Genomic DNA, 23,267 nt, shown 5'->3' on the forward strand with positions numbered 1-23,267 from the left:
GCGGAAGGACGACGGACCGCCCCCGCGCGCCTGCTCGGCTACTCGGCGATGTTGGCCGTGACCGCGTCGATGTAGGCCGCACGCTCCTCGCGCGAGTGCGGCCGCCCCGGCACCCCCGGCCGCTGCTCCCAGGGGAACGGCCCGGCGTCGTGCCGGTACTCGATCCCCATCGCCTCGAGCCGAGCGAGGTGCTCGGCGAGCCGCCCCCGGAACTCGGCGACGTCGCGCGGCCCGGCGACGTCGGCCGACCAGAGCGCCTCGGCGAGGGCGGCGACCCGCGGGAAGAGCTGGTAGTCGAGCTTGCGGGCGGTGTCCACGTGCTCGGTCCACATGTTGCCCTGGCCACCGATCACGTGGGCGCGCTCGGCGTCGGTGAGGTCCGCCGGCACCGGGTCGAAGGCGAACACGTCGTCGACGGACAGGACGATCGACACCGGGATGGGCTCGGTCTCGAGGTCGCTCTGCCGGTAGTCGAGGTACACCTGGTCGTCCGGGGCGGAGATCACGTCGTGGCCCCGCTTCGCCGCGGTCCGGGCGCCGGTGAGCCCACGCCACGAGAGCACGGTCGCGGACTTCGAGAGCGTGCCGCCCTCGAGGATCTCGTCCCACCCGAACGCCCGCCGCCCGTGCGACTCGACGTGGGAGGCGAGCCGGCCGATGATCCACGCCTGGAGCTGCTCCTCGTCGTCGAGGCCGAGCTCGCGGATGCGTTCCTGCGTGCGGGGGTCGTCCTCCCACTGGACCTTGGGGCACTCGTCGCCGCCGACGCCGATGTACTCGGAGGGGAACAGTGCGATGACCTCGTCGAGGACGTCCTGGAAGAAGGCGATCGTGGACTCCTCGGCGTTGAGGACGTCCTCGGCGATGCCCCACTCCGTCCACACGTCGATCGGCTCGCCCGAGACGCCGAGCGACGGGTAGGCGGCGAGGGCGGCGCGGACGTGCCCGGGCGTCTCGATCTCGGGGACGACGGTGACGAACCGGTCGGCCGCGTAGGCGACGATCTCGCGGATGTCGTCCTGCGTGTAGTAGCCGCCGTGCGGACGGCCGTCGAACGCCGCCGGGTGCAGCACCCCGTCGGCGTCCGGCACGTGCGCCCCGACCTGCGACTCCTTCCGCCACGAGCCGACCTCGGTCAGGCGCGGGTACTTCCGGATCTCGATGCGCCACCCCTGGTCCTCGGTGAGGTGGAAGTGCAGTCGGTTGAGCCGGTGCGCGGCGAGCTGGTCGATCACCCGCATGACCTCGTGCTTGGTGCGGAAGTGCCGGGCGACGTCGAGCATGACGCCGCGCCAGGCGAACGCCGGGGCGTCCTCGACGGTGACCGCCGGGACCGTCCACGGACAGGTGCCGACCCGGCCCTTGCGGTAGACGTCGGCCGGTAGCGACTGCAGGAGCGCCTGGACGCCGTAGAAGACGCCCGCCGGACCCCCGCCGGTGATCTCGACCCGGTCGGCCGTGACCCGCAGCCGGAACGACTCGGAGCGGTCACCGGCCGGTCCGGTGGGGAGCGTGTCGTCGTCGGCGACACGGAGTGCGATCACGTCCGTGCGCGCGGTGTCGATCCCGGCCGCGTCGTCGGCGTCGCGCACCGGCAGCCCGGTCGACCCCCGCAGGGTCTGCTGCAGGTACAGTCGGACCGACTCGCTCGCGGCGTCTGCGGCGATGCGGGTCGACGGGGTGATCGCGAAGGCGCCGGCACCCGGTTCGGTGCGGCGCGGCCGTGGGATGAGCATGTCGGAGTCCACCATTCCTCAATGATCTTTCGTAATATGGAGGCTATGGCCGTGGACGAGACCGTGTCAACGCTTCCGAACGGTGTCGTCGGCAGCACACCGGGGATGCTCCGACTCATCAACTCGCGTGCGCTCCTCGCGGAGCTCTTCCGTGACGACGGCTCGCACACCGTCACCGAGCTCGGGCAGACCGTGGGCCTGTCGCGCCCCACGGTCGAGGCAGCGCTGGCCGACCTCGTCGACGAGGGGTGGGTCACCGAGGCCGAGGCGATCGCCACGCCGAACAAGGCGGGTCGCCGCGCGAAGCGTTTCCGCGCGGACGCCGGCGCCGGGTCGGTGCTCGGGGTCGACCTCGGGCTGCACGGCATCGTGGGGCTCCGCTCGGACCTCCGCGGTCGGCAGCTCGCCCGGGTCGAGGAGGTCTACACCGACCTCGCCTCCGCCGAGCAGGCGTGGGAGAGCGTGCAGGACGTCGTCCGTCGTCTGGTCGAGGGCACCGACCCGTCGCGGCTCCTCGCCGCCACCTTCGGGGTCCCGGCCGTCGTGGACCGTTCCGGCGAGATCGACTACACCGTCGCGGTCCCGCAGTGGGTCGAGCGACGGGTCCCTGGCCGGATCGGCGACCTGTTCCCCACGGCCACCACGTTCTTCGACAACGACGCCAAGCTCGCCGCCACCGCCGAGGCGATGTGGGGACGCTTCCGCGGCGTGCAGGACGGCCTGTACCTGGTGATGGGTCGCCAGATCGGCGCGGCCTACCTGGTCGACGGGTCCCTCGCACGCGGTGCGCGCGGGGCGGCAGGCGAGATGGGCGGCCTGGCGTCGACCGGCTGGCCCGACGCACCCGCCCGACTGGAGGCGCGGATCGCCCCCGGTACGGACGTCGAGTCCGTCATGGCGTCGGCCGGGCAGGGCGACCCGGACGCCGCCGCGGCCGTGCGGGCGCTCGCCGCGGACGTCGCGCCCGGGGTCGTGCAGCTCATCGCGACGATCGACCCCGAGGTGGTCGTCGTCGGGGGCGAGGTCCTGCCGGCGGCCCCGGTGTTCTGCGAGGCCCTGACCGAGATCGTCACGCCGCAGCTCCGGCACCCCGTCGAGATCGTCCCGTCGACGGTCGGCCGCGACGCCGTGGCCCGCGGCGCCCTCGCCCGTTCCCTGACCCACGTCCGGACGACGCACATGGGACTCGGCTGACGTCCAGGCTGCGTGCCGGGTCCTGACAGGGCACTCAGGCACCATCGACGGATGACGACTGCCGTGGCTGCGCCTGCCCACACCATGACCGTCGCCGCCGGCGACTCCGCCGCGGACCCCGAGATGGGCGGGCTCTCCGGCCTCGTGCTGCAGCTCATCGACGCCCTGGGGGAGTGGGGCGTCGCGCTGATGCTCTTCGTCGAGACGGTCTTCCCGCCGATCCCGTCCGAGGTGATCCTGCCGTTGGCCGGGTTCCTGGCGGGTGCCGGCCGGATGAACCTCGTGCTCGTCCTGCTGCTCGCGACGCTCGGCTCCTACCTCGGCGCACTGGTGCTGTACTGGCTCGGCGCCGTCATCGGCTTCGAGCGGACGACGCGCTGGCTCGGCAAGCTGCCCCTCGTCGACGAGGACGACTTCCGCAAGGCGGCGGACTGGTTCCACCGGCACGGCAAGAGCGCGGTCTTCTTCGGCCGGTTCGTGCCGATCGTCCGCAGCCTCATCTCGCTGCCGGCCGGAGCGGACCGGATGCACCTCGGGACGTTCTCGGTGTTCACGATCATCGCGAGCGGGATCTGGAACAGCGCCCTGGTGCTGCTCGGAGCGGCCTTCGGGACCCAGTACGACAAGGTCGAGCAGTACACCGAGTGGATCGACCGGGTCCTCTACGTGGCGATCGCCGTCGTCGTGGTGACGTTCGTCGTCCGACGGGTCCGACGCGTCCGGGCCGAGCGGAACCAGCGCACCGAGCACGGCGCAGTGGCTGCCCGAGGCCGTCGTCGCGCCGAGCCCGCCGGCGACTGAGCGCTCACGCCTTCGTCAGCGCCGACTCCTTGTGGGCGGCGCGCTTGCCGGACTTCTCCGACTCGACGATCCAGTACGGGTCGTCGTCGCTCGGCTTGAACGACTGGCCGTCGAACTCGAAGTCCGAGACCCGCTTCTGCACGAGCGTGCCGGTCGTCTTCCCCTGCGACGTGTTCCAGTGCACGGTGTCGCCCTTCGACAGCGCCATGGTGTCCTCCTTGCGTGATCGCTCACCTGTTCGGACGTCGGACTGTACCCCGATGCATCCGCATGAACACAGGGAAGTAGGCCGATCACGATGTCATAACGTCCGCGCGGATCACTACTCGGACGCGTACCGTAGTGGATGAGCCACCACGTCGGCAACTGCCGCGGAACACCGGGCTCTGAACGGAACGACATCAGCCATGACCCTGCTGAACGACACACGGTCGGACACGGTCCTCTCGGGCCGCTACCGACTCGTGAAGCTCATCGGCACGGGCGGCATGGGATCCGTCTACGAAGCACGTGACGAGCACACCTACCGTGCCGTCGCCGTGAAGCTCTTCGCCACGCCCGAGTCGATGACCACGGCCGACCGGGTCCGCCAAGAGCGCGAGATCCGGCTGCTCAGCATGCTGTCGCACCCGGGGCTCATCCCGCTGTACGACGCCGGCACCCATGACTTCGAGGACGGTCCGCACCGGTACATCGTGATGGAGCTCATCGCGGACACGACGCTCCTGCGCCGGCTCGCCGGGGGCGCCCTGCACAACTACGAGGTGGCCGACCTCGGCGCCCAGCTGGCCGACGCGCTGGCGTACGTGCACTCGCGCGGCATCGTCCACCGCGACGTCAAGCCGGCGAACATCCTCATCAGCGACGAGGGATCGTCGGGCTTCGCGCGCACCGTGAAGCTCACCGACTTCGGCGTCGCCCACTTCGTCGACGGCTCGCGCCTGACGAACGACGGCACGATCATCGGCACGGCCGCGTACCTCAGCCCCGAGCAGGTCGCCGGGGAGCCGATCGGCTTCGCCACCGACGTCTACTCGCTCGGACTGGTGCTGCTCGAGGCCCTGACCGGCAAGCAGGAGTACTCCGGCACCCTCATCGAGGCGGCACTCGCACGGCTCCGCCACGACCCCGAGATCCCGGACGGCATCGCGCCGGAGTGGCGGGACCTCCTCGCGAAGATGACCGCGCGCGACCCCGACCGCCGCCCGACCGCGGTGGCGATCGCGAACGCCCTGCGCGGTGGTTCGGCCCAGATAACCGGCCCGGTGCCGCTGGGGCCGCAGCGCGTGAAGCACAAGCGCGACCACCGCCTGCACCGCGCCGCGCACCGGCACGCCCGGCGCGGGACGTTCGTCACCGTGCGGCGCTGGCGCCGGCGGAACGTGCTCGTCGGGTCGTTCGCGGCCTTCGGCGTCCTGGTCGCCTGCGGGGCGTCCTACGTCGCCGGCACCCTGCACTAGGCCGGTCGCACGGCCGCCGCGCACCCCGCACCGGCGGCCGCTCCGCACCTCCGGGGTCCCTGGCAGGATGGACGGCATGACCGACCAGCGATGGATCAAGATCTGCGGACTGTCGACCCCTGCGACCGTGGACGCCGCCATCGACGCGGGTGCGGACGCGGTCGGGTTCGTCTTCGCCGCCGGCAGCCCCCGGACCGTGACGGCGGACCTCGCGAAGGAGCTCGTCGAGCGGGTGCCGGACGGCATCGACGCGGTCGGGGTCTTCCGTGACCAGGAGATCGACGAGGTCGTCGGCATCGCCTCGGCCGTGGGGCTCACCACGTTGCAGCTGCACGGCGGCGAGTCGGCCACGGACTTCGCGCGCGCCCGCGACGCCGGGTTCTTCACGATCCGGGCGGTCGCGGCCGAGGACTACCTGGCCGAGACGCCGGAACAGCGCGCGTCGTACGACCACGACCTGCTCCTGCTCGACGCCGCGGTGCCGGGCAGTGGGCGGCTCATCGACCCCGCCTCGATCACGGGGAAGGTCGACGAAGCGTGGATCCTCGCGGGCGGGCTGGCGCCGGCCAACGTGGTCGCGGCGATCGAGTCGCTCGACCCGGACGGCGTGGACGTGTCGAGCGGTGTCGAGTCCGAGCGCGGCGTGAAGGACGAGGCGAAGATCCGGGCGTTCGTCGAGGCGGTCCGCAGCATCCCCTGAGCGGTTCGCCGCGCCTCCCGTCCGTCGGCGCGTCAGCGCAGGGTGGGGATCAGCTCCGTGAGGAACGCGTCGGTGTCCTCCCAGCCCTCGACCGCGTGGCAGGGGACGCCGAGGGCCTTCACCGGGTAGTCGTTGCCCTCGGGGTCGAGGCGGTCGCCGACGAACAGCATGTCGTCGAGCGCGACGCTCGTGATCTCGGCCAGGCGCTGCATGCCGTACGCCTTGTCGATGCCCTTGCGGGTGATGTCGACGCTCGTCGAGCCACCGGAACGGACCTCGAGGTCGGGCAGCTCGGCCTGGACGCGCCGACGGAGCTCGTCCTTCTTCGCGCCCGTCGGGTCCCACTGCTTCTTCACGTCCACCGGAGCGGACTGGCCGAGCGCGGAGAACGTGATCTGGGAACCGCGGTCCTCGAGGATGGGTCCCCACGTCTCGGACTCCCAGAAGCCGGCTGCCTTTGCCTCGGCCTCGACCGCGGCCAGGGCGCGCGCCTTCTGCTCGTCGGTGAGGTCCTCGGCGTACTGGAGCGCCCAGTCGTCGCCGGTCCACCGGTAGTAGGCGGTGCCGCAGGTCGGCAGGAGGTGCAGGTCGTCGAGCACGAGCCCGTCGCGACGCCGCAGGGGTGCGACCAGCTGCTGCTCGAACTGCTGGAAGTTGCCGCCGGAGATCACCGCGACCGGCACGACCTCGAGCAGGGACGCGAAGGTCTCGAGCATCCGGGGGTCGAGCGCGGACTTCGAGGGGGCGAGGGTGTCGTCCAGGTCGAAGGCGACGAGGCGGGGCGTGGTCATGCCCCGATCCTGCCAGAGGCCCCCGATCACATGCCGGGTGCGATGCCCTGCCCGGACGGCGCTGCGTGATGTCTGCGGTGTCACGCGCGGTGCGTGGCGGGCACCCGGTCGCGGTCGTACGTGATGTCGGTGTAGCCGTGCGGCGCCGGGGAGCCGTCCTCGTCGAGGTTGACGAACACGACCTCGTCGATGGTGAGGATGCTGCGGTGCGTGAAGAGGTTCCGTGCCTCGGCCCGCATCGTCAGCGAGGTGCGGCCGAAGCGGGTGGCGACGAGACCGATCTCGACGATGTCGCCCTCGCGCGCGGACGACACGAACACGATCTCGGACATGTACTTCGTGACGACCTTGCCGTTGCCGAGCTGGATGATCGCGTAGACGGCGGCTTCCTCGTCGATCCAGCGGAGGAGGCTGCCGCCGAACAGGGTGCCGTTGGCGTTGAGGTCCTCCGGACGGACCCACTTGCGGGTGTAGAAGTTCATCTCGGGGCCGGGGGTGTTCGCGTCGTGCTGCATGTCAGTACATGCTACGCCCCGCCGCACACGGCAGCGGCCGCACCCCGGTGGGGATGCGGCCGCGTGCGGTGGTGCAGGACTACTCCTTGACGAGGACGACCTCGTCGAGGGGGAGACGGGTGCGTGGGGCGACCTCGCGCTCAGCAGCCTTGTCGTCGAGCTGCGACGGGTCCGCCACGGTGCCGATCGCGGTGACCGTGTAGGGCAGGAACCGCTCCGGCAGGTCGAATGCGGCACGGAGACCCTCGGCGTCGATGCCCGCCATCTGGTGCACGTGCAGGCCCTCGGCGTGCGCCTGGACGGTCAGGGCCGCCAGGGACTGGCCGAGGTCGTACTGGGCGAAGGGACGCTCGTCGCCGTCCTCGGTCACCGTCTCGAGCACGCCGACGACCAGGGCGCTGGCACGGAAGGCCCAGGCGGCGTTGAACCCGAGCAGGTTCTCGTTGATCTTCCGGAACGTCTCGGTGCCACGGCGGCCGGCGATGAAGCGGCGCGGCTGGAAGTTCATGGCCGACGGGGCCCAGCGAGCGGCTTCGAGGACCGCGTCGTACGCCGCGTCGTCGATCGTCGCGGTCTCGTCGTAGGAACGGGGGCTCCACCGCTCCTCGAGCAGGGGGACGAGGGGCTGGCTGGAGTCGGTCGAACGCGTGAGCGTGCTGGAGTTCGTCGAGGTCATGGTGGGCACAACGGTATTCGATGCGTTCGCATTTCCGGCCTGAGCAACGTCACATGGTGCAAGGATGGAGCCGATGGGTGGCGTGTTGACCGGGTTCGCGATCATCGGCGCGATCATCGCCGCCGGGTACGTCGTCGGACGCATCGGACTGCTCGGCCAGCACGCCCAGTTCGTGATGAGCCGACTCGCGTTCTTCGTGCTCATGCCCTGCCTGCTCTTCCACACGATCGCCACGGCGGACATCCACGTCCTGCTGTCCCCGATGCTCTGGGTGTCCCTGCTCAGCGCGGTCGTGGTGGCCATCGGCGCCGGCGTGGTCTTCCGGGTCGTCCTGCGCCGGCCGCTCGCGACCACGACGGTCGGGGCGCTCGCCGCGAGCTACGTCAACGCGAACAACATCGGGTTGCCGGTCGCCGTGTACGTCCTCGGCCAGGCCACCGCGGTCGTGCCGGTCATCCTGCTGCAGCTCATCGTGCTCGCGCCGATCGCGCTGACGATCCTGGACACCGCGACCTCGGCGGGCGGGAGCTGGTGGCGCCGGGTCTCGGGGCCGTTCCGGAACCCGATCATCATCGCCTCGCTCGTGGGCCTGGTCTTCTCGGCGACGGGCATCGACCTGCCGACGCCCGTGCTCGAGCCGTTCTCGCTGGTCGGCGCGGCCGCCGTGCCCGTGGTCCTCCTGTCGTTCGGGATGAGCCTGCACGGTGCGACCCCGCTCCGCGACCCGGCGATCCGGACGGACGTCATCGTGGCGTCGGCGATCAAGCTCGTCGTGATGCCGGCCGTGGCGTTCGTGTTCGCCCGGTTCGTGTTCGGGCTGGGGGACCAGGACGTCTTCGTGCTCACGACCCTCGGGGCGCTGCCGGCGGCGCAGAACGTCTTCAACTACGCGCAGCGGTACGGGGCGGCGGTGCCGGTCGCGCGGGACGTGGTGCTCATCTCGACGATCGGTTCCGTGCCGGTGCTGGTCGCGGTCGCCGCGCTCCTGCACCCGTAGCCGCGTGACGCATCGGGGCGGCGCGTACCGTGGGCGCCACCGAACGGAAGAGGAGGTCCCCGATGGACACCATGGCGATGATGAAGACCATGTCCACGAGCGAGATGCCCGTGGCGATGGACGCTGAGCTCATGCAGGACACGATGATGGCGATGAACGCCGCGTCGATGGCCGCGACGATGTGCTCCGCGAGCGACATGCAGATGGGTGCCGACATGGCCACGTGTGCCGCGATGTGCTCGAACACGGCGATGATGGCCGACACCGGCATGCGGATGATGATGCGTCCGATGGGCATGGACGCCGACAGCATGCGCGCGATGCTCACGGCCTGCGTCGCGATGGGCACGGCGTGTGCCGCCGAGTGCCGCAGCCACGCGGACATGGACGAGTCGTGCCGCTACTGCGCGATGGCGTGCGACGAGATGGTCGCGAAGTGCGAGGCGATGATGGCCTCGATGACCGCCTGACGCGTCACGCGGTGCGCGCGGTGGTCTTCCGACCGCCGGCGCTGAGGATCTCCGCGGCCGGGTGGTGGGCGACCGGGTCGCCGACCGACACGAGCGTGTCGGCGTCCGCCACCCGCAGCTGCGTCACGCCGCCGTCGAGGAACGCGACCACCACGTCGGCGGGGCGTGTCTCGACGACGATGCCGTCCCTCCAGGCACGGGGCGTGGCGTCGGCCATGACGCGCTGGATCGGAAGGATCGTCGACGGGGTCGTGCGGGACATGGCTTCACCTGCTCTCGAAGGGGTTCGGTGCAGGCAACGTACGTCGCTGGGTCCGCCCCGCTCAACGAGGGCGGACGCGGGGAGTAACAGAAGGCGTCAGAAGATCATCGGCCGGTCGTCGTCGAGCGAGGTCTCGAGGTCGAGGTCGACCGACACCGGGACGTGGTCGCTCGGCGCGTCGCCCTTGCGCTCGTCGCGGTGGATGCGGGCGTCCGTCACGACGTCCGAGAACGCCTGCGAGCCCATGATGAAGTCGATGCGCATGCCCTCGTTGCGGGGGAAGCGCAGCTGCTTGTAGTCCCAGTAGGTGTAGCCGTCCGGCACGATCGGGCGGACGACGTCCTGCAGGCCCCGCGCCTCGAACTCCCGGAAGGCCGCGCGCTCGGGTTCGGTGACGTGCGTGTGCCCCTCGAAGACCGAGACGTCCCACACGTCGGAGTCGAGCGGCGCCACGTTCCAGTCGCCCATCAGCGCGAGCGGCTGCTCGGGGTGCGCGGTGAGCCACTCCGAGGTGCGGTCGGCCAACTGCCCGAGCCAGTCGAGCTTGTACGTGTAGTGCGGGTCGCCGACCTCGCGCCCGTTCGGCACGTAGAGGCTCCACAGGCGGACGCCGTCGACCGTGACACCGAGGGCGCGGGCCTCCACCGGGAGGTCGGGGCCCTCGTGCCCCTTGAGGAACCCGGGCTGGCCGGGGAAGTCGCGGGTGACGTCCTCGAGCGGGAGTCGGCTGGCGAAGGCCACCCCGTTCCACTGGTTCAGGCCGTGCGCCTCGACCTGGTACCCGGCGGCCTCGAACGCCTCGACCGGGAACTGCTCCGGCTTGCACTTGATCTCCTGCATGCCGAGGACGTCGACGTCCTCGCGCACCAGCCAGTCGACGATCCGACCCACTCGGGTGCGGACGGAGTTCACGTTCCAGGTCGCCACGCGCATGGGTCCGAACCTACCGTGCGCCGGCCCGGCGAAGCTCCGTGCGCCGGCCCGGCGGGCTCCGCGTGCCGGGCCGTGCTCCCGGGCGGAGCACGGCACGATGGTGTTCGCTGGACACCAGGACGAGACTGCATCGGAGGCACTCATGGCATCGACGACGAACCGCGTCGACGGGACCGCGACGACCGGCACCACGACGACGCAGGTCACCACCAAGGGCCGGACGATCATCGACGACACGGTCGTCGCGAAAGTCGCCGGCATCGCCGCCCGGGACGTCCCCGGCGTCTTCGCGCTCGGCGGCAACGCGGCCCGGGCGTTCGGCGCGATCCGTGACGCGATCGGCTCGAGCGCGCTCGGCCAGGGCGTCCGCGTCGAGGTCGGCGAGACGCAGGTCGCGGTCGACCTGACGATCGTCGTGGACTACCCGACGCCGATGATGGACGTCGCCACCGCGGTGCGCGCGGCCGTCACGACCGCGGTCACCGAGCTCGTCGGGCTCGAGGTCACCGAGGTCAACATCGCCATCAACGACGTGAACATCCCCGCCCTCAACGGTGTCGCCGACGACGCCGAGGGCCGCGTCCGGTGAACGCCACCGTCGTCGGCATGGGTGTCGGCGCACTGCTCGCGATCGTCGCCGTGACGCTCGGGGCCTGGGCGTTCGTCGTGGTGGCCGTCTGCATGCTCGTGGGTGGGATCGTCGCCCGCATCGTCACCGGCGACGTCGACGTGCGACGACTCCTCGACGTGCTGCGCGGACGCCGGAGCTCGTCGTGAGCACGCCCGCCGTCGCCGGTCCCGGCAGCGGCGGACGGGTCCCCGGCTCCGACCGGATCGGTTCGGCAGCCCTCGTGCACACCGCGCAGGCGGTCGCTGCGGAAGCGCTCCGGGTGCCGTTCCAGGAGGCGCGTGCCCGGGTCGCGGACGACGGTCGCGGTGGGCTGGCGGTCGAGATCACCGCCCCGCTCGCCGTCCCCGTGCTGGGGAGCCACGCGGTCCCCGACGAACCCGTCACCACCTCGGCGCACCGCGCCCGCGGCACGATCGCCGAGCGGCTCCGCACCATCACCGGCCGACAGGTCGAACGGGTGACCGTGACGTTCTCGTCGTCCGTCGTCGACACCCCGAGGAGGGTCCGGTGACCGAGCGTTCCCTGCCGGCCGGCCCGACCCACGACCGGGTGTACCGCCGGATCGTCCGCCGCGAGACGAACGCCTCGCGGTCGGGAGCGGTCGTCGTCGCGATGCTCGTCACCCTCGTGCTCGCCGCGGCCGCCGTGTTCGCCGCCGCACTCGTGTTCCTCGACCAGCGTGCGCTCGGTGTCGATCCCCGCGCGGTCGTGGACGCCGCCGCCCGGGCGCCCCGCGGGCTCGACGCCACCGTCGTGGTCGGCATCGCGGCGATCGTCGCGCTGGCCGGTCTCGTGTTCCTCGCGCAGGGCCTCCTGCCGCAGCGTCGCCCCCGGCACGCGATGTCGTCGTCGCGGCTCGCTGTGGTCATCGACGACGAGGTGCTCGCATCGGCCGCCGCGCGGGCCGCTCGGTCGGCCACCCGGCTCGGTCAGGACGCGGCCGTCGGCACCGTCGGCCGTCGGACCGTCGACGTCGTGCTCCGCCCGCCTGCGGGTGCCGACGTCCCCGCGGTCGCCGCGACCGAAGCCGTGACCGCGGAGTTCGCCGCGATCGACGCGCAGCCCGGCGTCACCGCGCGGGTCCGCGTGCAGCCGACCGGACGGGTGGACGGATGAACGCGACGAACCGCGTCGTCGGACGGACGGCGCTCGTGCTGGTCGGACTCGCGCTGCTCGTGCTCGGCGTCGGGGCGATCCTCGTCCAGACGCTGCCGTGGGCGGCCACGGCGTGGCACGAGCGTGCCGGCGTGCTCGACGCCCTCGGCGCGGATGCCCCGCGCGAGACCTCGGTGACGGCGTGGACCTGGGTCCTCGGCGGCGCGGTGGTGCTCGGGGTCCTGGCGATCGTGGTGCTGTCGACGCTCGGTGGCGGTCGGGTCGGCACCGTGGTCGAGGACGACGGGTCCGCCGGCGGGGTCGCCGGTTCGGTCCGGATCGACGCCGCCGCGGTGCAGCACGCGCTGTCGTCGGCGATCGGTGCCATGCCGCAGGTGGGCTCGCTCGCGGTCGACGTGTTCCGGGTCCGGGGCGGCCGGGCGATCCGGATCCGCGTCCGACCCCGTCGCGGAGCCTCGCCGCGCGACATCACGACCGGGGTGGAGGACATCGTCGCCGACCTGGACGCCCTGCTCGGGGACCGTCTGCCGGTCCTGCTCGAGATCGCCCGGGGTGGCGCGGGCTCCGGCCGCACGGACCGGGTGCACTGAGGTCGGCATGCCGCGCTCGATCGACGGACTGTCCCGTGCGCGGGATGGCGTCGCGGTGCCCGCAGTCGTCCGTCGCGTTGCACGGGGTCGTCCGGTGCAGGCCGTGTGGGTCAACGAGATCGGCGGCCGGACGTTCCGCATCGGTGCGGACGGCCTGGCGGAGGAGTACGTCAAGGTGCTCCCGCACGCCTATGCGCCCTGGATCGTCGGCGAGGCCGCACGCTTGACCTGGGCCTCTCGGTACGCGCGGGTCCCGGAACTCCTCGACCACGGGGTCGACGACGAGGGGGCCTGGCTCCGCACCCGCGCGCTGCCGGGGTGGAGCGCGGTCGACCCGCGGTGGCACGACGAACCGCGCACGGCCGTGATCGCGGCCGGCGAGGGACTGCGGACGCTGCACGACACCCTGCCCGTGCTCGACTGCCCGTTCGAGTGGTCCACCGTGCAGCGGGCCGGACGGGCCCGCGCTGCCGGCGCCGACCCCGAGGCGCTCGGTCCGGAGCCGCCCGTGGACCGCGTGGTGGTGTGCCACGGCGACCCGTGCACGCCGAACACCCTGATCGGCGCGGACGGTCGGTTCGCCGGGCACGTCGACCTCGACGCCCTCGGCATCGCCGACCGCTGGGCGGACCTGGGCGTGGCGACGATGGCGCTCGGGTGGAACTACGGCCCCGGGTGGGACGGACTCTTCCACGAGGCGTACGGGCTGCCCGTCGACGAGGAGCGGACGGCCTGGTACCGGGCGCTGTGGAACCTGGACGACGACGGCATCGAGACCGCGTCCGGCATCGAGACCGCGTCCGGCACGGAGATCGCGTCCGGCACGGAGACCGCCGACGGGACGAGCGCCGGACCGGATGCCCGACGGGACGGCTAGAAGGCCACGCCCCGCGCCTGCATGAACGGCACCGGGTCGACCGTGGCGCCGTTCACGTGGACCTCGAAGTGCGTGTGGCAGCCGGTCGAGTTGCCGGTGGAGCCGACGAGCGCGATCAGCTGCCCGGCCGACACCTGCTGGCCGGGGCTCACCCGGAACCCGCCGTTCACGATGTGCCCGTAGGCCGTCTGGACCCCGCCGCCGTGGCTGATCCGGACGTAGTTGCCGTACCCGCCGTACCAGCCGGCGTAGTCGACCGTGCCGGCGGCCGCCGCGACGATGGGCGTCGAGCACCCGCTCGCGAGGTCGGCGCCGTCGTGCTTGATCACGGTGCCGTAGATCGGGTGCACGCGGTACCCGTAGGGGCTGATCACGTACCCGCTGGCCGGACGGACCCACCCGGTCCCCGAGCCGGACCCCGGCGAACCGCTGGAACCCGAGCCGCTGCTGCCGGTACCGCCACCCCCGCCGCCGCTGCCGGCGTTGGCCGCGTTCGCGGCGTTCTGGGCGGCGATGGCCCGGAGGTAGGCCTCGCGCGCGGCCTTCTCCTCCGCCGCCTTGCGCACGGCCTCGCCCTTGGCGAACTCGGCCTCGGTCCGGACCCGGCCGGAGGTCAGCGTCGCGAGCTGGGCGTCGAGCCGTGCCTTGTTGGTCTGCTGCTCGTCGTAGGCGGCCTGCACCTTGTCCGCCGCGGCCTGGGAGGCCTGCATGCGGCGCTCGGCCTCGGCAGCGAGGTCGTCGAGCGCCTCGGACGCACGGTCGGCCTGAGCGGTGAGGGACCGGGCGACGGCGGCGTCGGCGGTGGCTGCGGCCTCGACGCGTTCGGCCTGCTCGGAGAGCTTGCTCAGCGCACCGAGGTTGTAGAGCAGGTCGCTGGCGTCCTGGCCGCCGGAGATCACGGACGCGGTGACGTCGGCGCCCCCGGACCGGGCCATCTGGGCGGCGAACTGCCCCGCCTGGGCGGCGCTCTGCTCGGCGACCTCGGCGTGGTCGTCGGCGTCGGCGCGGAGCCGCTGTTCCTTCTCCGCAGCGTCCTGCGCCTTGCTCTGCGCATCGAAGAACTCGGTGCCGAGGCGCTCGGCCTCGGCCTCGGCCGCTTTCACCTTGCTCGACAGCCCGGAGATGATGCCGCGGATCTCGGTGATCTGGTCCTGCTTGTCGGACTCCTGCCCGCGCGCGGCCATGACCTCGTCCCACGAGGGGTAGGTCGCCGCGCTCGCCACCGGCGCGTCGAACACCACCGTGCCGACGAGGCCCGCGAGCGCGAGGCCGGTGGCGGCGAGACGGAGTCGGACGGTGGCACGGGGACGGGAGTGGCTGGTGGGACGAGTCACGGGCACGAGCCTATACATCCGTTCAGGCACGATCGGCCGTCGCCGCGCGGCTGTGGACAACTTCGCAGGGCGGGCGTTCAGAAGCCGCGTTCCCGCCGGATGGCATCGGCACTGTCGACGACGTCCCGCTGCAGGACGGCGGCGCCCGACGTGCCGGCGTAGTCGTACACGTCGAACCCGGTGCAGTGCGTGATCGTCGCGGGCGGCCCGAGGGAGTCCTCGACGGCGGTCGTCCAGACGTCGCCGGACCCGATCACCACGAAGGTCGGTGTGGCGTCGCGGTAGGCCCCCAGGTCGACGAGCCACGGGTAGGTCTGGAACGTGTCCCGCACCTGCAGCAGCTGCACGTTCGTGGACGCGTACGCGGCGAGCGGGCGGACCGTCCAGAACTGCCCGACCCCGACGACGTCCCGCCCGTCGGCCCAGCGGTCGAGGCAGGCCGCCGGGTCGTAGCGCGCCTGTGCGACCGCGCGGGCGGTGCTCGGTGCGGTGGCGATCCCGGCGAGCAGCACCCCGGCGGCCGCGAGGGCGAGCACGGCCCGGATGCCGCGTCGCGGCCGGTGCACCTGGGTCCGGCGGACGGCGGTGCGGGCGAGCTCGGCGACCGCGACCAGGGCGAGCAGCGGCGCCGTGACGATCGGCTCGAGGTACCGCGGGGTCTCCGATCCCGCGACGACGACCCCGACCGACACCGCCACGACGGTGACGAGCGGGAGCGCTGCGGCGACGAGGACGGTCCGCGAGGTCCGGACCCGCCACGCCCAGACGGTCCCGCCGACCGACAGGAGCACCCCCACGAGCAGCAGGAGCAGCCCCGCGTCGCCCGCCGCCGACCCCGCGCGGTCGTCGGTGAGCGCGGCGAAGAACCCGAGCGTCTCGCCGGCCCGCGACGGCTGGACGTAGGTCGACGGGTCGAGGGACACGAACGGCCGCAGCGGGATCCGCAGCAGGTACCCGACGACGGACCCGAGGGTGAGCGTCCCGGCGAGCAGCCCGACCGGACGCCACGGGAGCCGGCGGGCGAGTGCCAGGAGCACGAGGGTCACGACGACCGGGGCGGCCGACCACGGGACGTACAGCGGGTTCGACGCCGTCGTGCACGCGGCGACGAGGCCGAGCACGACGAGGACCGTGACGGACGCCCGCCCGAGCCGCACCGCACGGAGCACGAGCACCGCGGTGCCGAGCATCGCCAGCACCGCGCCGTAGTAGTACGTCGTCGTGAGGAGCAGGGAGGCGAGCTCCAACGAGGTCGCGGTGGCCGACGACTCGGTGAGCACCAGGAGCGTCACGAACCCGAGGGCGACCGCGGACACCGCGATCCGGGCCGACCGCCGGGCCGCCGGCATGAGCTCGTTCGCCGCGGCCCGGACGAGCGCGTACACGGCGAGCAGCACGAGGACGCCGTTCAGCGCGAGCGCCTGCTGCGGCGTGGCCGTCACGAGGGAGCACAGGAGGTAGACCGGCAGCTCCGGGAAGAAGAACAGCGCCGGGGACATCGCCCACTCGAACGGCTGCCCGAGCTGCATCGACCGTTCGACGAGCGGCAGCAGCACCGAGTCCCCGTCGTACCAGAGCAGGGCGACCCTGGAGGTCGCGACGACGTGGCGCAGGGCGATGACGGCCAGGGCCAGCGCGACCAGGGCGCCCAGGGCCTCCTGGCCGACCGCGAGCCGTCGCGCGCGCCACCGCGAGCCGCCCGTCGGACGCACGACCTCGCTGACCGGGCGCGCGTCGGAGGACATGACCGGAGCGTACCGAGCGTGGCTCGCAGCGCACCCCACCCACACGGGGCAGCGCGCTGCGGGGACGACCGGCTACCCTTGTGGGCTGTGACCGACGCGCGCGACCAGCTCATCCAGTTCATCACGGACGAAGCGGTGTTCCACGGAGACTTCACCCTCACCAGCGGGAAGAAGGCGACGTACTACATCGACCTCCGCAAGGTGAGCCTGGACCACCGTGTCGCCCCCCTCATCGGTCAGGTGATGACCGACCTCATCGGCCAGGTGCCGGACGTTGCCGCCGTCGGCGGGCTGACCATGGGCGCCGACCCCATCGCGAGCGCCGTGCTGCACCAGGCCGCCGCCCGCGGACTCGCCTACGACGCGTTCGTCGTGCGCAAGGAGCCGAAGGACCACGGCCGCGGCAAGCAGGTCGAGGGGCCGGACCTCGCCGGCAAGCGCGTGATCGTGCTCGAGGACACCTCGACGACGGGCGGCTCGCCGCTCAAGGCCGCCGAGGCACTGGAGCGCGAGGGCGCGATCATCGCCGCCGTGGCCGTCGTCGTCGACCGCGACACCGGCGCGAAGGAGAAGATCGAGGCTGCCGGGTACCCGTACTTCGCGGCGATCGGGCTGGCTGATCTGGGGCTGAGCGCGTGACCGAGGAGCGTCCGGACGACGCGCACGAGCCCGACCAGACCGCCGGTCCCGCAGACGGGGACGACGGACTGGAGGCACGGCGCGACTCCGCCCCGGACGCTCCGTTCCACGGTCTCCGCAGTGCCGCGGACATCTTCGGTGCGCCGCGGGGCGCGGACGACTGGCCCTCGCGCCGTGAGCGGCGCGAGGCGGAGAAGACCGCGCGCGAGACCGGCGCACCCCTGCCGGACCCGTTCGAGCCGGTGGTGTCCGACGAGCCCGTGACCCCCGCGTCGTCCGCGTCGCCCGCCGAGGACGACTCCACGCAGGCCATCTCGATGCCCGAGCAGCTCGAGGCGCCGTCCGAGAACCCCCAGGCCGACGCCGAGGCCGAGCGGGCCACGCTCTCCGACCGGATCCCCGCAGCGGCCCCGGTCCCGCCGTCGTCGACCGCACCGCACCCGTCGTCGATCAGCCTGCCGACCGCCCAGTCCCACCGCGACCAGCGTGCGGCCGAGAACCGCGCGATCGACGAGGAGCGGCGCCGCACCGACCCGTTCGGCGCCGGGCGCGAGGACGTCGACTGGCTCGGTCGGGCCACGGGCTCGCAGCCGGCCGACGCGCCCGCTGCGCCCGCGTTCCCCGTCGTGCCGCAGCCGGTCGGTGTGGAGAACGTCCTGCCGGCCACCGACGAACCGCCGAGCTTCACGGAGCTGCTCCGCATCGCCGACGGCGAGGGCGAGGGCACCGGCGGGCAGGAGCGCCCGTTCGACTGGGCGATCCGCGACGACGAGGCCGGCGAGGTCCCGGCGACCCTGACCACGAACGCGTTCGACACGACGGCGCTGGCCGGTGGCTCGTGGAGCCTGGCGGACGACTCGGACGACTCGGACGACCCGGACGACCCGGACGACGACGTCGTCGCGGGTGCGCTGCCGACCCCGGTCGGCGGGACGCCCGTCGTCGAGCCGACCGCGGCGGTGGAGCCCGGGCGCCCCGACGACGCGACGGCGGCGCCGGAGGACGAGCCGCGCCTCCAGGCCGACGAACCGACCACGGCGCTGCCCGTCGCCGGCGGCCCGTGGTGGGCCGAGCCGGACGGCACCGTGCCGCCCACGGCTGCCCCGCCGCTGGTCGAACCGGCCGCGTCCGAGGCGGAGCCGAGCGCGTACCCCGCGCACCTGCCTCCGGCGGTCGGGCAGGACCTCGACGCCGTGATGGGCATCCGCGGTCACGAGCCGGCGCCGCAGCGCGACGAGCCGGCACCGCTCCCGGCCGCCGCCCCGGACGACCTCGACCAGTCCGAGTGGGACGGTCGCGAGACCAGCGACACGAGTGCGATCAAGGACCTCTTCGGGACCGAGGCGGTCGGGCAGCTCGGTGGGACCGGGTACGACCCGCACGACACCGGAACGCGCATGATGCCGGCCGTCGGTGCCACCCCGGCGCACGCACCCGCGCCCGAGCGCACGCCCGTGCCACCCGTGGCGCCGGTGCCGTCGGCATCCGCGGGCGGGGGCGACCGCGACAACTTCATCAACGAGGGCTTCGCCAAGCTCCGGAACGAGGGACGACGGGGCAAGCTCTTGCTCGTCTGGGGCTCGATCGTGCTGATCGTGGTGCTCATCGTGGCGGTGTTCGCCCTGACGCAGTGGATCCTGGGCAACCGGATCGACGAGCGTTCCCCGGCGCCGACCTCTACGTCGGCGGCCTCGGCGGCGGCGACCCCGAAGGAGACGCCGTCCGCCGCGGCGTCGCAGCCCTCGTCGGCATCGACCTCGCTCGAGACACTGCAGTTCGCCACCACGCCGGCGGCCCCCGGCGAGCACGCGTGGACCGATCTCGCCGGCGGGGAGTGCCTGTCGCCGTTCACGAACGCGTGGGCCCAGACCTACACGGTCGTCGACTGCCAGACGCCGCACGTCGCCCAGCTCACCGCGCGGCTGCCCGTCTCGGCCAACCAGTGGCCCGGGCCGGCCGCGCTCGCGGCCCAGGCGGCCGAGCAGTGCCAGACGTCGGCGGCCCTGAACGCCTCGGCCGCGGCGGCGTACGGGGACGTGCAGGTGCAGGGGTCCTACGCGCCCGACCAGGCGACGTGGGACCAGGGGGACACGTTCATCTCGTGCTTCGTCACCCGGTCGTCGGGCGACACGATGACGGGGTCGGTCGCGCCGAACGCGTAGCCGGTTGGGCCGGGCGGACTCGGAACGACATCACCGATGTCGTACGACGTCGATGATGTCGTCCCGGGGCGACCGCGCCGGTGTCAGGCCGCGGCCGATACCTTCCCCGACACGTCGGAGAGGGTCCGCAGCTCGTCGGCGCTGAGCTCCAGCTCCGCCGACGCCAGCAGTGCCGGCAGCTGCTCGGTGTTGCGTGCGCTGGCGATCGGTGCGACGACGTCCGGCTGCGCCTGCAGCCACGCGAGGGCGACCGTCGCGACCTCGGTGCCGCGGTCCTGGGCGATCGTGGCGAGCGCGTCGACCACCGCGAGCCCCGCCTCGTTGAAGTAGCCGGAGACCTGGCCCTCGCGGTCCTTGCCGGCGAAGTCCTCCTTCGTGCGGTACTTGCCGGTGAGGAAGCCCGCCGCCAGGGAGAAGTACGGCACGACCCCGAGGTGCTCGGTGGCGGCCAGGGGAGCGATGTCCGACTCGTACGGCTCGCGGGTGACCAGGTTGTAGTGCGGCTGGATCGCGACGGGCAGGGCGAGGTCGTTCTCCCGCGCGATGCGGATCCACTCCGCGGCCCGCTCCTTCGAGTAGTTCGAGATGGCCGTGTACCGGACGAGACCGTCGCGCACGAGCTGGTCGAACGCGCGCACGGTCTCCTCGAGCGGGGTCGACTCGTCGTCGAAGTGCGCGTAGTACAGGTCGATCCGGTCGGTGCCGAGCCGCTCGAGGCTCGCGCGTGCGGCCGCGGCGACGTTCGCAGCGGAGAGGCCCTGGAACTGCGGGTGCTGGGAGACCTTCGTGGCGATGACGACGTCGTCGCGCTTGCCGGACTTCGCGAACCACGAGCCGATGACCTGCTCGGACTCGCCGCCGGAGTTCCCGGGTGCCCAGGCGGAGTAGACGTCCGCGGTGTCGACGAAGTCACCGCCGGCCGCGGTGTAGGCGTCGAGCACCTGGTGGGAGGTCTGCTCGTCGGCCGTCCAACCGAAGACGTTGCCGCCGAGGGCGAGGGGGAACACCGTGAGGTCACTGGTACCGATGCGGGGCATGGGGATCCTTTCGTGGTCGTGTCGAACGAACCCGCCCACGCTATGCCTCGACCCTTGGCGGGCGGTCTCCGGACGTCACGCAGGACGGTGCGCTTGCATGGAGCCATGTCCGCGCTCACCACCGCACTCGCCGACCCGCGCTCGTCCGTCCGCCTCCGCGCCGTCATGGCAGCGGGGACGCACCCGGACCCGGCGGACCTCGACGTGCTGGTGGAGCAGTGCGCCGTCGAGCCGGACTTCTTCGTCCGCGACATGCTCACGTGGGCGCTCATCCGGCTCCCCGCCGACGCGGTGGTCCGTCGGGTGCTGCCCGAGCTCGACCGACCGCTGCCGCAGGCCCGGAGCCAGGCGCTGCACACCCTCTCGAAGATCGGCGACCCCGCGGTCTGGCCGTCGGTGCGACCCCTGCTGCGAGATTCCGACGTCGGGGTCCTTCGAGCGGCCTGGCGCACCGCGGCCGCACTCGTCCCGGACGCCGAGCGGGACGCCCTCGCCCGGACGCTCGCGGAGCACCTCGGCCGTGGCGACCAGGAGACCCGGCTCAGCCTGTCCCGTGCCCTGGTCGCCCTCGGCGAGGACGCCGTGCGACCGGTCCTCGACGACGCCTCGGCGCGCGGTGTGGACGGCGTCCGTGCGCACGTGGCCGAGGTCGACCGCGTGCTCCGCGACCCGGACGCCGCGAGTGCCCTCGCCGTCGAGCGCGCCCGCCGCGAGGTCGCCCTCGGCCGCACCCGCTCCGCGAAGGGGTAGCGCGCGCCGCGCCGCGCGCGTCCCGCGCCGCGCGTCCCGCGCGGCGTCGTTTCGTGAGCAGGAACGGTCGAGTCGGCGGGGGTGACCCGACCGTTTCTGCGCACGAAACGCGGTGGGCGCGACCCGATGACGGACGGGAGGCGCGGTGCGGCGCCGCCACACGCCTCCAGGCCGTTCCGGGGCGGGTCGGGGAACACCCGGATTCGGGACGCCGAACAGGCCGGATCGGCTTGCGCACGCGGATCGGAGCGCGCCAAGGTGGTGGCGAAGGGGAGTAGCTCCCAGCGCGTGCATCGACACACTGGCCATCACGACGATCGGCCCGGTGCACGTGGCCCTCGAGGCGAGCGAGACCTTCGGCCGTTCCGCCATGGCCGAAGCCGCTCGAGTGTGTGCAGCGTCATGGCTCGACCACGAGGACCACCATGACCGACACCCTGTCTCCCGCTCCGACGCCCGGCGTCGTGGCATCCCGGATGGGCGCCAGCGCCTGGGGCCGCATCGCGATCTGCATCGCCATCGCCCTGCCCGCCGTCGTCTTCCGGATCGGCGGGTTCGCGCCGAACCCCGTCGTCGACCTGCTCGTCTTCGGCGGTGCCGTCGTCGCCGCCTCGTTCCTGCTCGCCTGGGCCGCCGAGGCCGCGCAGAAGGACATAGCCGGCGCCCTCGCGATCGCGATCCTCGCCCTGATCGCCGTGCTGCCCGAGTACGCGGTCGACCTGTACTACGCGTTCCGCTCCGGGTACGACCCCTCGTACGAGCAGTTCGCCGCGGCCAACATGACCGGCTCGAACCGGCTGCTGCTCGGGTTCGGGTGGCCCCTCGTCGTGATCATCTCGCTGCTCGTGGCGCGCCGGTTCGTCCGGACCGGGTCGCTCCCCGCCTCGGCCACCCGGGTGTTGGAGCTCGAACGGTCCTCGCGACTCGACATCGGGTTCCTCGCGCTCCTGGCCCTCGTCGCGTTCCTCATCCCGCTGATGGGCTCGATCCCGATGTGGTTCGGGTTCGTGCTGCTCGCCGCGTTCGTCTGGTACCTCTGGCGGGCGTCGAAGGTCGAGGACGGCGACGACGACGAGGAGGAGATGGTCGGCATGGCGGGCAACATCGCCTCGATGCCGCAGCGTGGGCGTCGCTGGACGATCGTGGCGCTGTTCGTCGTCGCCGCGGCCGTGATCCTGTCCTCTGCGGAGCCGTTCGCGGACGCGCTCGTGCAGTCCGGAAGCGCGCTCGGGATCGACAGCTACTTCCTCGTGCAGTGGCTCGCGCCGCTCGCCACGGAGGCGCCGGAGTTCATCGTCGCCGCGCTCTTCGCGCTGCGGGGGATGGGTGGGGCGGCGATCGGCACGCTCATCGCGTCGAAGGTCAACCAGTGGTCGCTGCTCGTCGGGTCGCTGCCGATCGCGCACGTGCTCGGCGGTGGCACCTCGGGCGGGCTGCCGCTCGACGGTCGGCAGGTCGAGGAGTTCATGCTGACCGCGTCGCAGACCGTGCTCGGCGTGGCGATCATCATCGCGCTGCGGTTCCACCGGTGGTCGGCGATCGGGCTCGCGGCGCTCTTCGCAGTGCAGTTCTTCGTGACGGACACGAACGGGCGGTGGGTGCTCAGCATCGTGCACCTCGTGGCGGCGGTCGTGGTGTTCTGGATCAACCGGCGGGAGATCCTGCCGACGGTGACGGCGCCGTTCCGCCGGGCGTCGTCCCCCGTGTTGCGCGGCTGAACCGCGGGCGCGCGGGGCGCCGCGCGGGGGCGCGCCGAGTGGGCGGGATGTGTCACGCTCGGCACCGCCGGGCGGCGCGTGGTGCCCGCTCGGCGGACGTGAGCGGCGGGTCGTGCCCGGTGGGCGGCGGTGG

26 protein-coding genes are annotated in these 23,267 nt (G+C 72.7%); 16 read left to right on the plus strand and 10 right to left on the minus strand.

From position 1 onward, the window contains the following. Nucleotides 1-38: 38 nt before the first annotated feature. A complete protein-coding gene (locus tag J2X60_RS08245; protein WP_309887065.1) occupies nucleotides 39-1,751 on the minus strand; it encodes a beta-N-acetylhexosaminidase in 1,713 nt (570 codons plus the stop codon). Nucleotides 1,752-1,787: 36 nt separating this feature from the next. Here J2X60_RS08245 and J2X60_RS08250 point away from each other — a divergent pair, with 36 nt between their 5' ends. Then, nucleotides 1,788-2,930 carry an ROK family transcriptional regulator gene (locus J2X60_RS08250; RefSeq protein ID WP_229085366.1) on the plus strand — a complete coding sequence of 381 codons (1,143 nt, stop codon included), beginning with the start codon at nucleotides 1,788-1,790 and terminating at the stop codon, nucleotides 2,928-2,930. A 51-nt stretch (nucleotides 2,931-2,981) separates the two neighbouring features. Beyond that, nucleotides 2,982-3,731, plus strand: a complete 750-nt coding sequence (locus J2X60_RS08255; RefSeq protein ID WP_254791854.1) for a DedA family protein — start codon at nucleotides 2,982-2,984, stop codon at nucleotides 3,729-3,731. 4 nt (nucleotides 3,732-3,735) lie between these two features. Here the strand turns inward: J2X60_RS08255 and J2X60_RS08260 are convergent, their stop codons facing one another. Beyond that, nucleotides 3,736-3,939, minus strand: a complete 204-nt coding sequence (locus J2X60_RS08260) for a DUF2945 domain-containing protein (RefSeq protein WP_070417065.1) — start codon at nucleotides 3,937-3,939, stop codon at nucleotides 3,736-3,738. 199 nt (nucleotides 3,940-4,138) lie between these two features. On the opposite strand from J2X60_RS08260, the gene J2X60_RS08265 reads away from it, so the two are divergent. Both J2X60_RS08265 and J2X60_RS08270 read left to right on the plus strand, forming a co-directional pair. Beyond that, entirely contained in the window at nucleotides 4,139-5,191 is a 1,053-nt protein-coding gene (locus tag J2X60_RS08265; RefSeq protein WP_309887066.1) for a serine/threonine-protein kinase, read from the plus strand. Nucleotides 5,192-5,267: 76 nt separating this feature from the next. Next, nucleotides 5,268-5,891: a phosphoribosylanthranilate isomerase gene (locus J2X60_RS08270; RefSeq protein WP_309887067.1), complete on the plus strand. Its 624-nt coding sequence runs from the start codon at nucleotides 5,268-5,270 to the stop codon at nucleotides 5,889-5,891. Between the two features lie 32 nt (nucleotides 5,892-5,923). Here the strand turns inward: J2X60_RS08270 and J2X60_RS08275 are convergent, their stop codons facing one another. The 3 genes from J2X60_RS08275 to J2X60_RS08285 all read right to left on the minus strand — a co-directional run bounded on the left by J2X60_RS08275 (nucleotide 5,924) and on the right by J2X60_RS08285 (nucleotide 7,873). Continuing rightward, nucleotides 5,924-6,682 (minus strand): HAD-IIB family hydrolase, encoded by a 759-nt coding sequence (locus J2X60_RS08275; RefSeq protein ID WP_071294424.1) that lies wholly within the window; start codon nucleotides 6,680-6,682, stop codon nucleotides 5,924-5,926. Between the two features lie 80 nt (nucleotides 6,683-6,762). Then, nucleotides 6,763-7,197 (minus strand): acyl-CoA thioesterase, encoded by a 435-nt coding sequence (locus tag J2X60_RS08280; RefSeq protein WP_083295084.1) that lies wholly within the window; start codon nucleotides 7,195-7,197, stop codon nucleotides 6,763-6,765. Nucleotides 7,198-7,276: 79 nt separating this feature from the next. Further along, the gene (locus tag J2X60_RS08285; RefSeq protein WP_070417061.1) at nucleotides 7,277-7,873 is read right to left on the minus strand and encodes a nitroreductase family protein; all 597 of its coding nucleotides are present in this window, start codon (nucleotides 7,871-7,873) and stop codon (nucleotides 7,277-7,279) included. A gap of 73 nt (nucleotides 7,874-7,946) precedes the next feature. Between J2X60_RS08285 and J2X60_RS08290 the strand changes: the two genes are divergently transcribed. Then, nucleotides 7,947-8,870: an AEC family transporter gene (locus J2X60_RS08290; RefSeq protein ID WP_071294426.1), complete on the plus strand. Its 924-nt coding sequence runs from the start codon at nucleotides 7,947-7,949 to the stop codon at nucleotides 8,868-8,870. Between the two features lie 62 nt (nucleotides 8,871-8,932). After that, on the plus strand, nucleotides 8,933-9,340 hold the full coding sequence (locus tag J2X60_RS08295) for an aldehyde dehydrogenase (protein WP_071294427.1): 408 nt from the start codon (nucleotides 8,933-8,935) through the stop codon (nucleotides 9,338-9,340). A 4-nt stretch (nucleotides 9,341-9,344) separates the two neighbouring features. On the opposite strand, the gene J2X60_RS08300 is transcribed toward J2X60_RS08295, so the two are convergent. Beyond that, nucleotides 9,345-9,602 (minus strand): hypothetical protein, encoded by a 258-nt coding sequence (locus tag J2X60_RS08300; protein WP_070417059.1) that lies wholly within the window; start codon nucleotides 9,600-9,602, stop codon nucleotides 9,345-9,347. A 96-nt stretch (nucleotides 9,603-9,698) separates the two neighbouring features. Further along, nucleotides 9,699-10,535, minus strand: a complete 837-nt coding sequence (locus J2X60_RS08305; RefSeq protein WP_309778307.1) for an exodeoxyribonuclease III — start codon at nucleotides 10,533-10,535, stop codon at nucleotides 9,699-9,701. Between the two features lie 142 nt (nucleotides 10,536-10,677). Here J2X60_RS08305 and J2X60_RS08310 point away from each other — a divergent pair, with 142 nt between their 5' ends. The 6 genes from J2X60_RS08310 to J2X60_RS08335 are packed head-to-tail and all read left to right on the plus strand — an operon-like array spanning nucleotide 10,678 to nucleotide 13,749. Further along, nucleotides 10,678-11,124 carry an Asp23/Gls24 family envelope stress response protein gene (locus J2X60_RS08310; protein WP_070419251.1) on the plus strand — a complete coding sequence of 149 codons (447 nt, stop codon included), beginning with the start codon at nucleotides 10,678-10,680 and terminating at the stop codon, nucleotides 11,122-11,124. Beyond that, entirely contained in the window at nucleotides 11,121-11,312 is a 192-nt protein-coding gene (locus J2X60_RS08315; protein ID WP_070417057.1) for a hypothetical protein, read from the plus strand. Before J2X60_RS08310 ends, J2X60_RS08315 begins: the two co-directional genes overlap by 4 nt. Further along, on the plus strand, nucleotides 11,309-11,677 hold the full coding sequence (locus J2X60_RS08320; RefSeq protein WP_071294428.1) for a hypothetical protein: 369 nt from the start codon (nucleotides 11,309-11,311) through the stop codon (nucleotides 11,675-11,677). The genes J2X60_RS08315 and J2X60_RS08320 overlap by 4 nt, the downstream gene beginning before the upstream one ends. Next, the gene (locus J2X60_RS08325; RefSeq protein WP_309778310.1) at nucleotides 11,674-12,282 is read left to right on the plus strand and encodes a hypothetical protein; all 609 of its coding nucleotides are present in this window, start codon (nucleotides 11,674-11,676) and stop codon (nucleotides 12,280-12,282) included. The genes J2X60_RS08320 and J2X60_RS08325 overlap by 4 nt, the downstream gene beginning before the upstream one ends. Continuing rightward, on the plus strand, nucleotides 12,279-12,872 hold the full coding sequence (locus J2X60_RS08330) for a hypothetical protein (protein ID WP_309778312.1): 594 nt from the start codon (nucleotides 12,279-12,281) through the stop codon (nucleotides 12,870-12,872). The genes J2X60_RS08325 and J2X60_RS08330 overlap by 4 nt, the downstream gene beginning before the upstream one ends. Nucleotides 12,873-12,879: 7 nt before the next feature. Next, on the plus strand, nucleotides 12,880-13,749 hold the full coding sequence (locus J2X60_RS08335; RefSeq protein ID WP_309887068.1) for an aminoglycoside 3'-phosphotransferase: 870 nt from the start codon (nucleotides 12,880-12,882) through the stop codon (nucleotides 13,747-13,749). Here J2X60_RS08335 and J2X60_RS08340 read toward each other — a convergent pair. Together J2X60_RS08340 and J2X60_RS08345 are read right to left on the minus strand one after the other, a co-directional pair. Next, nucleotides 13,746-15,083 carry a peptidoglycan DD-metalloendopeptidase family protein gene (locus J2X60_RS08340; RefSeq protein WP_309778316.1) on the minus strand — a complete coding sequence of 446 codons (1,338 nt, stop codon included), beginning with the start codon at nucleotides 15,081-15,083 and terminating at the stop codon, nucleotides 13,746-13,748. The two genes, J2X60_RS08335 and J2X60_RS08340, sit on opposite strands and share 4 nt — an antisense overlap. A gap of 77 nt (nucleotides 15,084-15,160) precedes the next feature. Next, a complete protein-coding gene (locus J2X60_RS08345; protein ID WP_309887069.1) occupies nucleotides 15,161-16,828 on the minus strand; it encodes a hypothetical protein in 1,668 nt (555 codons plus the stop codon). Nucleotides 16,829-16,915: 87 nt separating this feature from the next. Here J2X60_RS08345 and pyrE point away from each other — a divergent pair, with 87 nt between their 5' ends. Continuing rightward, a complete protein-coding gene (gene pyrE, locus J2X60_RS08350; RefSeq protein WP_022905654.1) occupies nucleotides 16,916-17,467 on the plus strand; it encodes an orotate phosphoribosyltransferase in 552 nt (183 codons plus the stop codon). Beyond that, on the plus strand, nucleotides 17,464-19,629 hold the full coding sequence (locus J2X60_RS08355; RefSeq protein ID WP_309887070.1) for a septum formation family protein: 2,166 nt from the start codon (nucleotides 17,464-17,466) through the stop codon (nucleotides 19,627-19,629). The genes pyrE and J2X60_RS08355 overlap by 4 nt, the downstream gene beginning before the upstream one ends. An 83-nt stretch (nucleotides 19,630-19,712) precedes the next feature. On the opposite strand, the gene J2X60_RS08360 is transcribed toward J2X60_RS08355, so the two are convergent. Further along, a complete protein-coding gene (locus J2X60_RS08360; protein WP_309887071.1) occupies nucleotides 19,713-20,666 on the minus strand; it encodes an aldo/keto reductase in 954 nt (317 codons plus the stop codon). 105 nt (nucleotides 20,667-20,771) lie between these two features. Between J2X60_RS08360 and J2X60_RS08365 the strand changes: the two genes are divergently transcribed. Further along, nucleotides 20,772-21,416, plus strand: a complete 645-nt coding sequence (locus J2X60_RS08365; RefSeq protein ID WP_309887072.1) for a HEAT repeat domain-containing protein — start codon at nucleotides 20,772-20,774, stop codon at nucleotides 21,414-21,416. Between the two features lie 425 nt (nucleotides 21,417-21,841). Then, on the plus strand, nucleotides 21,842-23,134 hold the full coding sequence (locus J2X60_RS08370; RefSeq protein WP_254791855.1) for a sodium:proton exchanger: 1,293 nt from the start codon (nucleotides 21,842-21,844) through the stop codon (nucleotides 23,132-23,134). The last annotated feature ends 133 nt before the right edge of the window (nucleotides 23,135-23,267 follow it).

Origin of the sequence: Curtobacterium sp. 320 (genome assembly GCF_031455235.1) — a bacterium.
Taxonomy (GTDB): Bacteria; Actinomycetota; Actinomycetes; order Actinomycetales; family Microbacteriaceae; genus Curtobacterium.

Coding starts and splice junctions, on each gene's coding strand:
- J2X60_RS08245 (WP_309887065.1), bottom strand. CDS start 1,751: ATGGTGGACTCCGACATGCTCATCCCACGGCCGCGCCGCACCGAACCG.
- J2X60_RS08255 (WP_254791854.1), top strand. CDS start 2,982: ATGACGACTGCCGTGGCTGCGCCTGCCCACACCATGACCGTCGCCGCC.
- J2X60_RS08260 (WP_070417065.1), bottom strand. CDS start 3,939: ATGGCGCTGTCGAAGGGCGACACCGTGCACTGGAACACGTCGCAGGGG.
- J2X60_RS08265 (WP_309887066.1), top strand. CDS start 4,139: ATGACCCTGCTGAACGACACACGGTCGGACACGGTCCTCTCGGGCCGC.
- J2X60_RS08270 (WP_309887067.1), top strand. CDS start 5,268: ATGACCGACCAGCGATGGATCAAGATCTGCGGACTGTCGACCCCTGCG.
- J2X60_RS08275 (WP_071294424.1), bottom strand. CDS start 6,682: ATGACCACGCCCCGCCTCGTCGCCTTCGACCTGGACGACACCCTCGCC.
- J2X60_RS08280 (WP_083295084.1), bottom strand. CDS start 7,197: ATGCAGCACGACGCGAACACCCCCGGCCCCGAGATGAACTTCTACACC.
- J2X60_RS08285 (WP_070417061.1), bottom strand. CDS start 7,873: ATGACCTCGACGAACTCCAGCACGCTCACGCGTTCGACCGACTCCAGC.
- J2X60_RS08290 (WP_071294426.1), top strand. CDS start 7,947: ATGGGTGGCGTGTTGACCGGGTTCGCGATCATCGGCGCGATCATCGCC.
- J2X60_RS08295 (WP_071294427.1), top strand. CDS start 8,933: ATGGACACCATGGCGATGATGAAGACCATGTCCACGAGCGAGATGCCC.
- J2X60_RS08300 (WP_070417059.1), bottom strand. CDS start 9,602: ATGTCCCGCACGACCCCGTCGACGATCCTTCCGATCCAGCGCGTCATG.
- J2X60_RS08305 (WP_309778307.1), bottom strand. CDS start 10,535: ATGCGCGTGGCGACCTGGAACGTGAACTCCGTCCGCACCCGAGTGGGT.
- J2X60_RS08310 (WP_070419251.1), top strand. CDS start 10,678: ATGGCATCGACGACGAACCGCGTCGACGGGACCGCGACGACCGGCACC.
- J2X60_RS08330 (WP_309778312.1), top strand. CDS start 12,279: ATGAACGCGACGAACCGCGTCGTCGGACGGACGGCGCTCGTGCTGGTC.
- J2X60_RS08335 (WP_309887068.1), top strand. CDS start 12,880: ATGCCGCGCTCGATCGACGGACTGTCCCGTGCGCGGGATGGCGTCGCG.
- J2X60_RS08345 (WP_309887069.1), bottom strand. CDS start 16,828: ATGTCCTCCGACGCGCGCCCGGTCAGCGAGGTCGTGCGTCCGACGGGC.
- J2X60_RS08360 (WP_309887071.1), bottom strand. CDS start 20,666: ATGCCCCGCATCGGTACCAGTGACCTCACGGTGTTCCCCCTCGCCCTC.
- J2X60_RS08365 (WP_309887072.1), top strand. CDS start 20,772: ATGTCCGCGCTCACCACCGCACTCGCCGACCCGCGCTCGTCCGTCCGC.
- J2X60_RS08370 (WP_254791855.1), top strand. CDS start 21,842: ATGACCGACACCCTGTCTCCCGCTCCGACGCCCGGCGTCGTGGCATCC.